Source organism: Collimonas sp. NPDC087041, assembly GCF_044745265.1.
Classification (GTDB): domain Bacteria; phylum Pseudomonadota; class Gammaproteobacteria; order Burkholderiales; family Burkholderiaceae_D; genus Collimonas.
In genome coordinates, this window is the sequence record NZ_JBIUZX010000002.1 from 1 (window position 1) to 15,580 (window position 15,580).

The 15,580-nt window shown below is 53.5% G+C and carries 9 protein-coding genes; 6 read left to right on the forward strand and 3 right to left on the reverse strand.

The window, feature by feature from the left end; all coding sequences use genetic code 11:
• Positions 1-362: 362 nt before the first annotated feature.
• On the forward strand, positions 363-716 hold the full coding sequence (locus ACIPF8_RS03045; protein WP_400417021.1) for a transcriptional repressor: 354 nt from the start codon (positions 363-365) through the stop codon (positions 714-716).
• A gap of 83 nt (positions 717-799) precedes the next feature.
• Here the strand turns inward: ACIPF8_RS03045 and ACIPF8_RS03050 are convergent, their stop codons facing one another.
• Together ACIPF8_RS03050 and ACIPF8_RS03055 are read right to left on the reverse strand one after the other, a co-directional pair.
• Positions 800-1,123 (reverse strand): hypothetical protein, encoded by a 324-nt coding sequence (locus ACIPF8_RS03050; protein WP_400417022.1) that lies wholly within the window; start codon positions 1,121-1,123, stop codon positions 800-802.
• Positions 1,124-1,173: 50 nt separating this feature from the next.
• Positions 1,174-2,439 (reverse strand): dicarboxylate/amino acid:cation symporter, encoded by a 1,266-nt coding sequence (locus tag ACIPF8_RS03055; protein ID WP_400417023.1) that lies wholly within the window; start codon positions 2,437-2,439, stop codon positions 1,174-1,176.
• Positions 2,440-3,136: 697 nt separating this feature from the next.
• On the opposite strand from ACIPF8_RS03055, the gene ACIPF8_RS03060 reads away from it, so the two are divergent.
• Positions 3,137-4,351 (forward strand): ABC transporter substrate-binding protein, encoded by a 1,215-nt coding sequence (locus tag ACIPF8_RS03060; RefSeq protein WP_400417024.1) that lies wholly within the window; start codon positions 3,137-3,139, stop codon positions 4,349-4,351.
• A 720-nt stretch (positions 4,352-5,071) separates the two neighbouring features.
• Here ACIPF8_RS03060 and ACIPF8_RS03065 read toward each other — a convergent pair.
• Positions 5,072-6,496, reverse strand: a complete 1,425-nt coding sequence (locus ACIPF8_RS03065; protein ID WP_400417025.1) for an MFS transporter — start codon at positions 6,494-6,496, stop codon at positions 5,072-5,074.
• Between the two features lie 141 nt (positions 6,497-6,637).
• On the opposite strand from ACIPF8_RS03065, the gene ACIPF8_RS03070 reads away from it, so the two are divergent.
• From ACIPF8_RS03070 to ACIPF8_RS03085, 4 genes are all read left to right on the forward strand, one after another.
• Positions 6,638-7,546, forward strand: a complete 909-nt coding sequence (locus tag ACIPF8_RS03070; RefSeq protein ID WP_400417026.1) for a LysR family transcriptional regulator — start codon at positions 6,638-6,640, stop codon at positions 7,544-7,546.
• A gap of 1,031 nt (positions 7,547-8,577) precedes the next feature.
• On the forward strand, positions 8,578-10,638 hold the full coding sequence (locus tag ACIPF8_RS03075; protein WP_400417027.1) for a DUF6531 domain-containing protein: 2,061 nt from the start codon (positions 8,578-8,580) through the stop codon (positions 10,636-10,638).
• A 577-nt stretch (positions 10,639-11,215) separates the two neighbouring features.
• A complete protein-coding gene (locus tag ACIPF8_RS03080; RefSeq protein ID WP_400417028.1) occupies positions 11,216-13,150 on the forward strand; it encodes a DUF6531 domain-containing protein in 1,935 nt (644 codons plus the stop codon).
• An 11-nt stretch (positions 13,151-13,161) separates the two neighbouring features.
• On the forward strand, positions 13,162-15,579 hold the full coding sequence (locus ACIPF8_RS03085) for an RHS repeat-associated core domain-containing protein (protein ID WP_400417029.1): 2,418 nt from the start codon (positions 13,162-13,164) through the stop codon (positions 15,577-15,579).
• Position 15,580 lies beyond the last annotated feature (1 nt).

The following is a 15,580-nucleotide window of genomic DNA, read 5'->3' on the forward strand; positions in this document are numbered from 1 at the left end:
TGAAGACGGGTTCAATCGTTCTCATTACACCAGTTTTGGCACGATGGATGAATATTGGTGCAACCAAGATGAACTTGAGATGGCGCTGCAGCACGGACTTAATTTCGTCGAAACTGGCCAAGAAACGAGGACAACGATAGGCTGTTGATTTGCGTCTAAAACTGACCCACTTAGCTGGATAATTTGCATCGAAAATTGACCCACGTATAGAACACAATCCTACTCAATATAGTGAGTGGGAGATTGACTCTGCGGCGTCGAAATTAACCCGTTCCGACTGGATTAATGCAGCCAAAAGCAGTCAAGCATTATCATTCAGACATTTTTGATTTTTAGACACGTTGAAAAGGAGCGTTATATTCATGGAGTTACATACCGTCGCCTCAGCCTCTGTCTTTGATGACCATTATCAAATGGCGTATCTGTATTGCTTTGACAAACAAAAGAATTACTGTTTTTCGCTCTCCCGGTTTCCTAGTGAGGAAGAAATTGAAATTATGGTTAGTGATCAGATCAATCATAAGGTAACTGATCTGTCAGTCGAACTTAGGGGCGGCACGATTTCTGTATGTTTTGACAGAATTACGGCGACTAAGTTAGATGGAGAAATGAATTACCAAATTCACATTCAAGATTTTGATGACAGAAAAACGGTTATCTTGGCAGCACTTCAAAAGATATTCGAAGGAAAAACCGGATTTAGATTCTTTGTATAGCTGCGCAAATGAATGGCCGTTTTATAGAAAACTGAACTTCCGCTTTGGGTCGTTTGCTGCCCGTCGGAATGCGCAACAGTCGTTTATCCATGAGCCGCGAGGCCAACGCCATCAGGATAGGTCAGCGTAGAAAAAATCTGCTGGAAAAGGATGGAGTATTTATTCCGAAAGGAATTCAGATTGCCTTTACAGCCCGATTGCCATTGCGAAACGCCGCCCCGCAATGCAGGCATAAAAACGTCGATAGATGCCATAAAAGCCGATTTAGAAAATCGCTTGAGACACGTGCTTGAAAAAGTACGGAAGAGTTGGAGATTAACTGTCACTTGTGTGTGATTGCCGTCGTTGCGACAGCCAAATGAAGCGAAGTTGAATGAGCGGCGAGAATGCCGCTCGATATATTGCACGACGATTTCAATCCCTGGCGTCGGGCGCCAGGGATTGATTGCCGCGGGTATTACGCTTCGTTCTTGAGAGCCAGCGCACCAGCTTCAGGATCTAGCTCACCTTCCCATTTCGCGATCACGGATGTCGCGATGCCGTTGCCGATCACATTGGTGGCGGTGCGTCCCATGTCGAGGAATTGATCGATGCCAATGATGAGCAGGATGCCGGCTTCCGGCAAATGGAACATTGGCAGGATGGCGGCGACCACCACCAGCGAACCGCGTGGCACGCCGGCCATGCCTTTGCTGCTGATCATCAGGACCAGCAACATGGTGAGTTGCTGGGCGAAGGACATTTCAATGTTGTAGGCTTGCGCCACGAACAGCGCGGCGAAGGCCTGGTACATCATCGAGCCGTCGAGATTGAATGAATAGCCGAGTGGCAGCACGAAGCCGGTGATCTTGTTGTTGACGCCGAATTTTTCCAGTTGCTCCATGGTCTTCGGATAGGCGGCTTCGCTGCTGGCGGTCGAGAATGCCAGCATGATCGGCTCCTTGAGCAGGCGCAGCATGGTGAAGATCGAGCCTTGCAGGAACAGATAGCCGATGCCGATCAACAGCAGCCAGAGCGCCGCCAGGCCTGCGTAGAATCCACCCAGGAATTTCGCATAGGTTGTCAGTACGCCGAAGCCTTGCACGGTAATGACCGCTGCGATCGCGGCGAATACGCCGATCGGCGCAAAGCGCATCACGTAGTCGGTGACCTTCAGCATGACGTGCACCAGGCCGTCGATTGCGGTAGTCAGCGTCTTTGCGGCTTCGCCTTTGATCGACCCCAGGCCAAAACCGAAGAACAGCGAAAACACCAGGATTTGCAGGATTTCATTTTTCGCCAAGGCATCGACAAAGCTGCTCGGGAAAACGTGCGAGACGAAGTCTTTCAGATTGAAGCCGCTGGTGTTCAGCTTGGTGTCGGCGCCAACAGCCGGCAACGGCAGGTTGAGCGAATGGCCGACCTGGAGCACGTTGACGAACAACATGCCGAGCGCCAGCGACAGCAAGGAAGCGGTGATAAACCAGGCCAACGCGCGGAAGCCGATGCGGCCGACCGAATTGCTATCCTTCATGCCGGCGATACCCGATACCAGCGTGCCGAACACCAGCGGTGCGATGATCATCTTGATGAGCCGCAAAAACACGTCGGTGATGATCGAGAAGTAACCGGCGATTTCCTTTGCTGCGGCTTCATCCGGCGCCATGTTGTGGCACACATAGCCGACCACTATCCCCAACAGCATGCCGACCAGAATCCAGGTCGTTCCTTTAATTTTCTTCATTCGTGTCCCTACCGATATACAAAAAAGTCGATTCAAAAATATTTCCAATTGTGATCCGTCGACGGGTATCACACCTGGTTAACTATCCTTGCTGCTGTGGCTGTTCTGAGGCGCTGATTTATGATGTTTTTGTGCTGACATGCGCTGACTGGAAACAGGTAAAGGTCATGCATGTGGAATTGTTCGGCGCCTGCCCATCTTGCGGATCAGCGATGGACTGACAAATCAATAGTGCACCAATAGTGCATTACGTCCGCATTAGGTCTGACTTCACAGAGAAAACTTATTAAGTCGACAAAACGGGTATGCAGAATAAAATCGTCGCCCCCGATTGCTGACTATCTAAAAAGATAAAAATCGGCTGCAAACCCGCGTCAAATCTCAAACGGATCAGCATGGTACATGAGAAAACCGGCGGCAATCAACAAAAAAGGAGACGGATTGGCAACGGCGCGACAGTCCTCCAGAGTGCGGACAATTAATGAGTGCGCAACATCGGAATATCGGGTAGTCGGCGCCCTGATTGCAGTCAATCATTTGGCGGTAATGCAAGGCATCCGGCCATCGCCATCATTTGGTCGATTTGAGACACCCGTAATAAATTTTTGACTTCGACCTCAAAATCACGCGATTCGTATCGGCCTACTGTATATTTCCCGAAAGAAATTAATAAAAATTATTCCCCAAGGAGATAGCAATGCAAAAACGTAGCACGTTTGGCTTCATTTTTTGTCTTTCAGCACTAGGGTTTAGCGCAAGCGCATTGGCAGAACTTCCCCCCATCAGGATCGGCGTAATCGGCCCCATCACCGGGCCGTCGGCAGATATGGGGGAAAGCATGATTGGTGGCGCCAGGGTATTCCTGGCCGATATCAACCAGGTAGGCGGAGTCCTTGGCCGCAAGATCGAACTGGTCGAGCGCGACGACCTTGCCAAACCGGACGTCGGTGTCGCCATGGCGAAGGAGATGATAGAAAAAGAACATGTAGTTGCAGTGGTCGGCTTCGGCAATACCGGCGTCGCACTGCCATCGGCAAAAATTTTCCAGGACGCCAAAATCCCGCTGATCGTGACTGGCGCTACCGGCGCCACGATCACCAAGTCTTTCATGCCGCCCGCTTATCCGGTCAGCTACGTATTCCGCACCTCCGCCAGCGACGCGCTACAGCCGATCGTGATCCTCAACGACGTCATTGACCGCCGCAAGATCGACAAGATCGCTGTGCTGCATGACGACAGCCCTTACGGCATGTTCGGCAAGCAAAGCATGCTGACCGAATTGGAGCGCCGCAAAATCAAGCCGGTGCTGGTGGAAAGCTTCAAGGTCGGCGACCAGGACATGACGACGCAGCTGCAACACGCGAAAGACAACGGCGCGCAAGCCATCGTCATGTATTGCCTCGCTCCCGAAGGGGCGATGGTGGTCAGAAGCGCAGAAAAATTGAAATTGAAACTGCCGATGGTCGGCCCGTGGGGCATGTCGCAACAGACATTCATCGACAAGGCAGGCCAAGGGGCGGAAGGCGTGCGTAGTTCTGTGACGTTCATCGAAAACGAATTGAGTTCAGTCAGCAACCAGTTCTCGCTGACCTATCGCAATGTCAACAAGACCAATCACATTCCATCGGCGGTAGCCGCAGCCCAAACCTACGACGCGTTGCGCCTGATTACGCTGGCGATCTTCCAGGCCAATTCGGTGGAAGGACCGAAGATCAAGGATGCCCTGGAAAACCTCCAGGTGCACACCACTTCAACCATTGTCTCGCGTTACTTCAAACCGTTCTCGCCGGCCGACCATGAAGCGATTGCCCTGAACATGATCGTCATGGGCGAAATCCGCAACGGCAAGGTGGCGTATGCGTATAGGGAAGATGCGAGCAGCGGATCGATTGCGCGCACCAAGAAAAACTAACGGATTGTAAGCGCCAACTGGCGCGCAATCATGCAAATATGCCCACGTTATGTGGGCATATTTGCTCATGACGCGACGGCCCGCGCAACAAAGGCGCCGGCCCTCCTCAAACTCGCTCACTATGTACCCTAACGCACGGACCCGCTTCCGTTTCCATGGTCAGATATGCACTCTAAGTCATCAACAACGGGAGATTCACATGTATATCGGCCTGGGTACAGTTGTTATCGTCCTTATTTTATTTCTGATTCTAAGATAATCGCGCGACAGATTTTCCGGTACGCATTCCAATGCGCCTGTTGGATATGGTCAACCAAAGGGCGCGGAAATTGATATGGGAGCGGCTATAAAGCAAGACCGGTCAAACGGCCCCAAAGAGGCTGCGACGACGCGGATTGCCAGATGGGAAAGTCGCGCGCAAAAGAAAAAGGCCCACCGAACGGTGGGCCTTTTAGGTATTGCTGCTGGCTGCAGGACTTGAACCCGCCACCCCCTGATTATAAGTCCAGCGACAAAATCAATACTTTCAATAACTTACTGAGTTTTCAGTTCCGCAATTTAGCATCTCCCGTAGTCTGCGAACGCAATGTCGGCGCAGGTTCATATGAAATTGCGGAACCATGAGGTCACCTATTTTTTTATATTTTAGATGCTGCGCGAATCACATCGGCCAGAAACCATCGCAGCATGCCCTCGGAACAGGCATTCGAACTCAAACCTTCAATTGGTTTCGCCCTTGGTAATCATTTCAACGGGGAGTGAATTTGATTTCGTAATCAATCCTACCTTGATGCTTACAAAACTGATGATGGCGCCAATGCCGAGTGCGAAACCTGCCAGGATTAGCGCGACCTGCATGCCCGCAAGGAGTTTTTCCGGTCCTCCTGCGACCAACGATCCGAACACCCCGACGCCGATGACGCCCCCGATCTGGCGGGCGGCGTTTAACGCTCCAGAAGTAATGCCTGTGCGTTGCCTATCGGCGTTGGCTAGAACAGCGACCGTCATTGCGGGGACCGTCAGCGCCACACCGATGCCCGCCGCCAGTAGTGGGCCAACGACGGCGCTATAGGAGGTTCTGCCGTCGATGCCAGCCAGCGCTAGGTAACCGCAGGCGGCTAGCGCCTGCCCCATCACCATGGGTAGCCGCGGCCCGAACCGCGCGGTCAGCCGGCCAGAAATCAAATTGGCGACGGTTACCAGTGCCGTCATCGGCAGAAAAGCTAGTCCAGTCATCAACGGTGAATACCCCTTCGTCGTCTGGAAGAATAGACTAAGCACAAACATCAGCCCGTAGTAGGCGAAGTTGGTGAGGAGTCCAACGACACAGGAGGCACTCACCACTGACGAGTGAAACAATGAAAGCGGCAGCATAGGATCCGCGCCACGGGCTTCTGCCAATAGGAACAACGCGCCGGCCACAAGGAAACAGGTAAACCCTGACAGGACTAGCGGATGCGTCCAGCCTAGTGCACCGGCCTCGACGAAGCCGAGGGTGAGCCCACCTAGCGCGAGAATCGCCAAAACTTGCCCCGCGAGGTCCAATCCCCGGTTGGGTGTCTTTGAACCCGACGGCGCATAGGATAAAGTCAAGCAGATGCCTAAGAGCCCGAGTGGCAGGTTGAGGAAGAAGATACTCGGCCAACCGAAGCGATCCACCATGATCCCGCCAACGACCGGCCCGGCCGCAAGCGCCAAGCCGCCAACGCCAGCCCATATGCTCACGGCTCGGGCACGAGAGGCCGCTTCCGGAAAGCTGGCGCTAAGCAATGCCAACGAGGTAGGTACGCAAAGTGCCGCACCCACTCCTTGGACGACGCGGCCGGCAATGAGGGTACTGATTGTGCCCGCCATGCCGCAGGCCAGTGACGCAACGGTAAACAACGCAAAACCTATGACGAAGATTCGTTTGGCACCGAAGCGGTCACCAATGGCGCCTGCCGTTAGCAGCAGACTCGCAAAGACCAACGTGTAAGCGTTAATGATCCATTGCAAACCGGTCACATTGGTGCTGAGCGACGCTTGGATCCTTTCCAGCGCAACGTTCACGACCGTGACGTCGAGAATGACGAGGACGAAGCCTAGACTGGTGGCTATCAAGGTCAGGCGTGGCGAAGATGATTGATTCGATTTCAGATAAGACATGAGAGGAGAGTCCCGGAGATTGTTTTCTTGTTGAAAAATGGCCGTCACGAAAACCGCTGACTAATTCCAATCTCATTGTATTGCCTTGAAAAATTATATAAACTGACATTTTGTTTGATGACTACCTAGGAAATATTGGTAATGGACATCTTCAAGGCCATGGCTATCTTCATCCGTGTAGTTGATACGGGGAGTCTGACGGCGGCAGCTGCGGAATGCGACCTTTCGCCAACCATGGTGGGCAACCATTTGCAGGCGCTAGAGGATCGTCTCGGTACGCGCCTCATCAATCGGACCACACGGCGGCAAAATCTGACCGAATTCGGCAAGGCCTATTACGAACGGTGCATTGAGATCCTCGGTCTCGTTGGGGATGCCGATGCCCTCGCACTTGAAACGCAGACCAGTCCCAAAGGGCGGCTTCGTGTTACCGCGTCTGCGACTTTCGGCACGGAACGATTGGTACCTGCGCTCGCCGACTATACGGCGCGTTATCCCAAAGTGGATCTCGACGTGGTCATCACCGACACTGTCGTGGATTTGGCTGAGGACGGATTCGAGGCGGCGATCCGCCTTGGCAACCTTCAGGATTCCGACCTGATTGCCCGCCCGCTTGCACCGTATAGATTGATGATTTGCGCCGCACCGAGTTATCTAGCGAAGCGCGGCGAACCGAGACGACCGCAGGATCTTGTGCAGCACAATTGTTTGGCCTATACCTATTCCTCGCGGTCCGAGTGGCGATCGGCACAAGCATCCTGGCGCATGAGCGGTCCAGAGGGCGAAATCAGCGTGCCGATTTCGGGCCGGATGCAGGTCGACAGCGCTCAAGGGCTACGCCAGGCTGCGCTCGCTGGCATGGGCATTGTCATGCTGCCTGAGATAATGCTGTCAAAGGATATCGAGGACGGCCATCTCATCCGCCTACTCCCTGGATACACGCCGCCGATCCGACCGTTGAACCTCATCTACCTACGTGATCATCGTATGTCGCCCAAGCTGCGCAGCTTCGTTGATTTCGTGGTGGAGCGCTTTAGCTTGAAGTCGTGATTTACGGGTAAAAGCAGGGATCGACAAAGAGGAAATTGATGGTATTTCTGCGGCACAGAACCAGCTGAGACATGCAACCGCGACAATGACTGCGCACCATGTTCGACATAGCAGGGGAAGCTAGTCAAACCTACAAAATGATTTTTGCGGAACAAAAAAGAAAAGGCCCACCAAGCGGTGGGCCTTTTAAATATTGGTGCTGGCTGCAGGACTTGAACCCGCCACTCCCTGATTACAAGTCCGAGCCATAAATCAATAGAATCAACACGTTACACTTCAAAATGCTCCGCAATCAATACAGAAGATAGGAGCTACAAGCCAATAGCAGCCCCGGCCTGCTTCGCATTGCGGAGCAAAATGAGCGGTCTAGTTCTGGCACGCCCCCTATGTTTACCCACATTCGCATTACTGTCCCGCCGGACGTGTGAGATGGGCAAGCAGCACAATTGTCGCTGGCATGCGATGCCCCCCGCGCGCAAAAATTGCTATATTTACCAAAAAACAAGTTTGTATGGTAGTGTATATTGACGGTAGGAAACGTTTTCAATCGGCACGTAACTCAGCAAACGTTATTGGGTGATTGGCGGCTGCGAATGGGATTCTTCGGCATTGAGAAGTAGTGCAGCCGGATTCAGGTTTTATAAAATCAGCCCGCCCCAGAGAGTGAGCTAACAAGAATTGTACCGACGTGGATATCTATAAAAGATACCCACGTCTTTTTATGTCTGAAAAAATGGATGGTCATGGCGAGAATAGGAAATACCAATGCGCTACCGGGGCGATTCGCTATGACAAATCAGATTGAAACCATGATGAACAATTATCATGCCTTGTTGAAGCGAATCATTGTCTGCGTGTGTGTTGCAATGGTCATGATGATGGTGCATAAGCATTCTCACGCACAGGTGACTCAGACCTGGCAGAGCACCCTGTCACAGCAGCGGTTTGCGACGCCCGATGCTGCGTGTCTTGATGGGTTTTCCCTTTACGATGCCACTAATCCAGGGGCGTATACATATGTTCGACCTGTGATGTGGTCGATTCAGACTTATAACTGTCAGGTTCGTAGTGCGACCGACGGCAGCCTTGCTTTTATTGGTCAGGCGCTCGCGATCAATGCTGGCGTGTGTCCGTCCGGCTCTACATATGATTCCTCAACTGGCCTGTGTACTACGCCTCCTCCTGTTTGCACGGCAGGTCAACTCTCCTCTTCAGACGGCTGTCACTACACGCCTGCCACAGCTTCAGCCGACAAGGGCATAGGCAAACCTTCTTGCACTGCCTGCCCCTGCCCTATCGAAGATGGCAACCCGATCAACCATGGCAACGGTAACAAGCGACAACTGGAATCGGACTATCTGAGTGCCGCAGGCTATGGTATGCAATTGCGGCGTACCTACAACGGCAATAGCACACGCAACGGTCGCTACGGCGCCCGCTGGAGCGGCAACTATGAACGCATCGTGCTTACGAACAGCGCCTATCCCAACAATGCTGGTATCCAACGCGACGACGGCAAGATTCTGACATTCACTTTAACGAATGGCGTGTATCGCCCGGATGCCGACGTGACCGACAACCTGACGCGCCAAACCGACGGCGCAGGCAACACTATAGGATGGCAATACCGTGTCGCCACAGATCAATCGCTGGAAAGCTATGACAGTAACGGCAGACTGCTTAGCATCACCAGTCGCGAAGGTTGGGTGCAAACGCTGACTTATTCAGATACGTCCACGCCGGTAACCATCGCTCCGCAGCCAGGACTGATGTTGCGCGTCGCCGACCAATTCGGCCGGCAACTCAATTTCACCTATGACAGTAGCAGCCGCTTGATTCAGATGACGGATCCGACCGGCAAGACGGTCAGCTACAGCTATGACAGCAATAACAATCTCTCCAGCGTGACCTACCAGGACGGCAAGACGCGGACCTATGTTTATAACGAACCAGCCTATACTGACGGTGCGAATTTACCCACTGCATTGACCGGCATCGTTGACGAAAACAATGTGCGCTTTGCCACGTTCAATTACGACAGTAGTGGCCGGGGAATTTCGACCGAGCATGCCGGTGGTGTGGAAAAATACAGCATCGGCTACACACAACCTGGCAGTCAAAGCACCGTCACCGATCCCTTAGGCACGGTGCGCACCTACTCGTTTCAGACCTTGCTCAACACGATCAGAAGCACCGGCCAAAACCAACCCGGTGGCGCCGGTTGTGGTGCAGCGTCATCGACCGTCGCCTATGACGCCAACGGCAACGTCGCAACGCGTACCGATTTCAACGGCACCGTCACTACGTATAGCTACGATCTGACGCGCAATCTTGAAGCCAGTCGTGTGGAAGCCTCCGGTACGCCACTGGCCAGAACGATCACGACCGCTTGGCATGCCACCTACAGTTTGCCATTGCAGATCGCTGAACCAAAGCTGTTGACGACCTATTCCTACGACACCTCAGGTAATTTGCTAAGCAAGACAGTGCAAGCTACGAGCGATACAACCGGCGCCCAAGGCTTGTCGCCGGCGTTGGTGGGCACGGCACGTACCTGGAGCTATACCTATAACGCTGTCGGTCAAGTGTTGACGGCCACCGGACCGAGAGCTGATGTAGCGGACAAGACCACCTATACCTACGACAGCAGCGGCAATTTGAGCACGATCACCAACGCCGTCGGTCAAGTCACGATTTTGTGGAATTACGACGCCAACGGTCGAGCAGGATTGATCACTGATGCCAATGGCGCCACTACTGCTTTGACCTACAGCCCACGCGGCTGGCTGACTGGCAAGACGGTGACGTCTGGCGGTTCGATAGAAACCACCACGTATGGCTACGACGGCGTCGGCCAGTTGACCCTGGTCACGCTGCCGAACACATCCACAGTCAGCTACACCTACGATCCAGCCCATCGCCTGACCAACATCGCCGACAGTCTCGGCAACAGCATCGCCTATACCTTGGACAACATGGGTAACCGGATCAGCGAGCAAGTCAAAGATCCAAGCGGTGCCTTGGCGCGTCAGACCAGTCGTGTAATAGATGCCTTAAATCGAATACAACAAATCACTGCAGCGGTGCAATGAGAGAACGAGGTCATGATTACACGTCCAACCGTGGCTTACAAACTGCACCGACGTGGGTATATCTGTGAAAGATTTTCATGTCTTTTTATGTCACAAAAATTGGATGGTCACGATGGGAATAGAAAATACAATACTGTCGCTGCCACTAGTAGCGACAGAGAATGCTGAAAGCATGGTGAGCATTCACCTTATGCCTCACAGTCACGATGCGCATCCGGCAATAAGCAGTCTGGTTATGCGAGTTATTGCCGTCATCGCAATCACACTAATGATGATGTCCGCGCATAAGCTGGCGCGAGCTGATGCGCCTGTTCCCTCTGGCTGGCTAACGGTCGGATCATGTGAATCTTACACTACTAGCAACTGTTCTTTAGAGCAGGCTGCAGTGATTTCCTGTCAGGCGGCGTTTGGTCCAAATTCGGTATATAACGGGCAAAATTCGTTCAGGATCAGTTCTGACACTACCGAATTCTGGAATGTTTATTGTGATGGTCCCGGCTATCCACCAAATTCAGAAGCGCATCTAATGCGCTATCTAAATTATATTTGCGCTGACGGCAGCAGTCCTCACAGATCAATGCCACTCGCACAACAATGTGGTGCGCCCGTCGACCCGTCGTGTCAGCGAGAAGTACAAAATCCGTACAGTTGCCTCTATAACCCAAGCACAGCTTCCGCTGACAAAGGTAAAGGCACACCGTCCTGCCCCTCCGGCCATGTCGAAGACGGCAATCCTATCAATCACGGTAACGGTAACAAAAGACAACTGGAATCGGATTACCTGAATATGGCCAGCGGCGGCGTGCAATTACAGCGCACCTATAACAGCAGCAGCACCCGTAATGGTCGCTACGGTCTGCGCTGGAGCAGCAACTATGAACGGATGGTGTGGATGGATCCCGGTTTGAACAATGCCGGTGTACAGCGCAGCGATGGCAAAATTTTGCACTTTACTTGGATTCGCGGCATGTTTCGGCCGGATGCTGATATTACCGATAGTCTGTTCTGGCAGGCGGACAGCGCCGGCAACACTACTGGCTGGCAATACCGTGTCGGAGCGGATCAATCGCTGGAAAGCTACGACAGTAACGGCAGGCTGCTTAACATCACTAGCCGTGAAGGCCGGGTGCAAACGCTGACTTATTCCGATGCATTCACGCCGGTAACTATCGCGCCGCGGCCAGGATTACTGTTGCGCGTCGCCGATCAATTCGGTCGTCAACTCAACTTCATCTACGATAGTAATAGCCGAGTGAGCCAAATGATCGATCCGGCTGGCAGTACAGTGAGTTATAGCTACGACAGCAATGATAACCTGAACACCGTGACCTACCAGGACGGCAAGACGCGCACGTATGTCTATAATGAGCCGGCCTATACCGCCGGTGCTAATTTACCGACTGCGCTAACCGGTATTATTGACGAAAACAATGTGCGGTTTGCGACATTCAATTACGACAGCTCTGGCCGAGGAGTTTCGACTGAACATGCCGGTGGTGTCGAGAAATACAGCATCGGCTACACCCAGCCTGGCAGCCAAAGTACCGTCACCGATCCCTTGGGAACGGTTCGCACCTATGCGTTTCAAACCTTGCTCAACACGATCAATAGTACGGCCCAAAATCAACCCGGTGGCGCCGGTTGCGGTGCAGCGTCGTCGGCCGTGACGTATGACGCTAACGGCAACGTTGCAACCCGCACTGATTTCAATGGCGCAGTCACCACGTATAGCTACGACTTGACGCGCAATCTGGAAACTAGCCGCGTAGAGGCATTTGGGACTGCGCAAGCCAGAACGATCACCACTGCCTGGCATGCGACTTACCGTCTGCCATTGCAGATCGCCGAGCCGAAGTTGTTGACGACCTATGTGTACGACACTTCCGGTAATTTGCTGAGCAAGACAGTGCAGGCCACCAGCGATACCACTGGTGCGCAAGGTTTGTCGCCCACGTTGGTGGGAACTCCACGTACCTGGAGCTACACGTATAACAGCGTCGGCCAGGTGCTGACCGCAACTGGCCCCAGAACCGACGTGGCGGACACCACCAGCTATACCTACGACACCTCCGGCAACCTGAGCACCATCACCAATGCGGTTGGTCAAGTCACGACGCTGTCGAACTACGACGCCAACGGCCGGGTTGGGTTGATTACTGACACCAACGGCACCACGACGACTTTGACCTACAGCCCACGCGGCTGGCTGACCGGCAAGACCGTCACAGCCAACGGCACGGTGCAAACCACCAGCTATAGCTACGACGGTGTTGGCCAGTTGATCCAGGCCACACTGCCGGATACGTCAACGATCAACTACACCTACGACCCGGCCCATCGTTTAACCAACATCGCCGATAGCCTCGGTAACAGCATCGCCTATACCCTGGACAACATGGGTAACCGGATCAGTGAACAGGTGAAGGATCCGAGTGGGACCCTGGCCCGTCAGACCAGCCGGGTAGTAGATGCTTTAAATCGATTACAACAAATCACGGGTGCAGTGCAATGAGAGGGCATTTCATGGGGAAGCAACTAGGCATCAAGACCTTGGTCAGTGCGGTACTGTTCACGCTGGCGTACAGCCCACTGCTAGGCAGCGTGAATGGGTCGGTAGCCCAGGCTCAAACCAGCCAGAACACGACCACTAGTTATGAATACGACGCCATGGGGAATCGGACCAAGATTACCGATCCCTTGGGTCACATCACCACCCAAAGCTACGACCCTTTAGGCCGCTTGATCCAGCAGGTGCAACCTGTCCCAGCCACGGGCGGCACCACCCCGATCGTCAAATTCAGCTACGACGGTCAGGATCAACTCAGTACCGTGACCGATCCACGCAACCTGGTCACCAGCTATACCGTCGATGGCTTGGGTAACCAGAGCGCACTGTCCAGCCCTGATACCGGCAGTACCAGTAAAACCTATGATGCCGCCGGCAACCTCAAGACCCGTACCGATGCTCGTGGTAAAACCACGACCTATAGCTACGATGCGCTCAATCGTCTAACGCAGATAAGCTATCCCACGGGTACCGCCACGCAGTTCGAATACGATGGAGGCACCACCGGTGCACCGAACGCCAACGGCCATTTGACCCGGATGATCGACGGTTCCGGCCAAACGACATATGCCTATGATGGCTTCGGTCGCTTGCTGACCAAAGTGCAGACCCTGAGCAGCACCGGTACCAGCAGCACCCTCAGCTATGCCTACGGCAGCAGCGGCAACACCACCGGCAAATTGATCAGCGTCACCTACCCGAGCGGTAACCGGATCAACTACAGCTACGATGCCGCAGGAAGAGTCAATAGCCTCACCCTGAACCCGACCAATACGACCGGTGGCGGCACCAATACCGGCACCAGCATCCCCTTATTGACCGGTATCGGCTATCAAGCCTTCGGTCCGGTGAATGCCTGGACCTGGGGTAACAGCAGTAGTACCAGCACCAATACCTATGCCAGAGGCATTGATCTGGATGGCAGAGTAACCAGCTACCCACTGGGCAATGCCCTCAGCAACGGCACCAACCGTACTGTCAGCTATGATGCGGCCAGCCGCATCACAAATAGTAGCCACAGCGGATCCGGTACCGGCAGCAATGCCCCGGCCAACTTCGATCAAAGCTATGCCTATGACAACCTGGATCGCCTCAATAGCGTCACTGGCAGCGGCAGTACCAGCACGCAGAGTTTCCAGTACGACCAGAACGGCAACCGTACCCAGGCCACCTTCGGTGGCGGCGGCTATACCAACACGATCGCAGCAAACAGCAATCAGCTAACCGCGACCACAGGACCGGTACCGGCCAAGAGCAACACCTATGATGCGGTGGGTAATCTGACCGGCGACGGCACCATCAGCTATACCTACAATGACCGGGGCAGAATGGTCAGTGCCACCAATGGCGGCAATACGGTGACCTACAGCCATAACGGCATAGAGCAACGGGTACAGAAGCAGGGACCAACCAGCATCATTGCTACCGGCAGCAACAGCTATGTGTATGACGAACAAGGGCATCTGATCGGCGAATACGACGCCAACGGCCAAGTGATCGAAGAGACGGTGTACCTGGGCGACTTGCCGGTGGCGGTGCTGACGCAAACGATCACAGGTACAGGAACCAGCCAGACCACGGCGACCAACGTCTACTACGTCTACGCCGACCATATCAACACGCCACGGGTGATCACGCAGGCGACGGACAACCAGATGGTGTGGCGTTGGGACAATGCGGATCCGTTTGGGCTGTTGCCGCCGAATGACAATCCGAGCGGCTTGGGCACCTTCACCTACAACCAGCGCTTCCCGGGGCAGGTGTACGATAAGGAAACCAACAACTTCTACAACATCAACCGGGACTATGATCCGCAGCAGGGGCGGTATGTGCAGTCCGATCCGATTGGGCTGGGTGGGGGTACTAATACCTACAGCTATGTCGGGGGGAACCCGTTAAGTGGTGTTGATTCACTAGGTTTGTTTACTGACGCTCAGATGCCTCAGATTGGCTCTAAGTATCAGTATAAGTTCACTAGTGTGAGGGACTATCTGCCGCCGGTCGATGACCCTTGTGTCAAAAAATATATCCACGATCATTTTGACGATACGTCATGGTTAGCCAGCGTGCCGGGCTTTCTTGTCGACCTTGGTAACGTGCAACAATATTTTCCAAGCAACAATTCTGATTGGAAAAATACAGACACAGAGGCTGGGAAAGTTGTTCTCGAAAAAATGGCGGTAACCAAGGGACCTGTAAAGATTGGCAATTTTGTTGCGGCTGCGTCAGACGGATTTGCTGCTGCAGCTGGTCGTGGGGCTGCTTGGGTAGGGGGACTTGCTTCTGGTACAGTTGAAGCGGCGGGGGCTGTTATGACTCCGTTTGCGACGATAGTAATGAGCTTGGCTCGTGAACACTGTGCTTGTAAAAAATGAG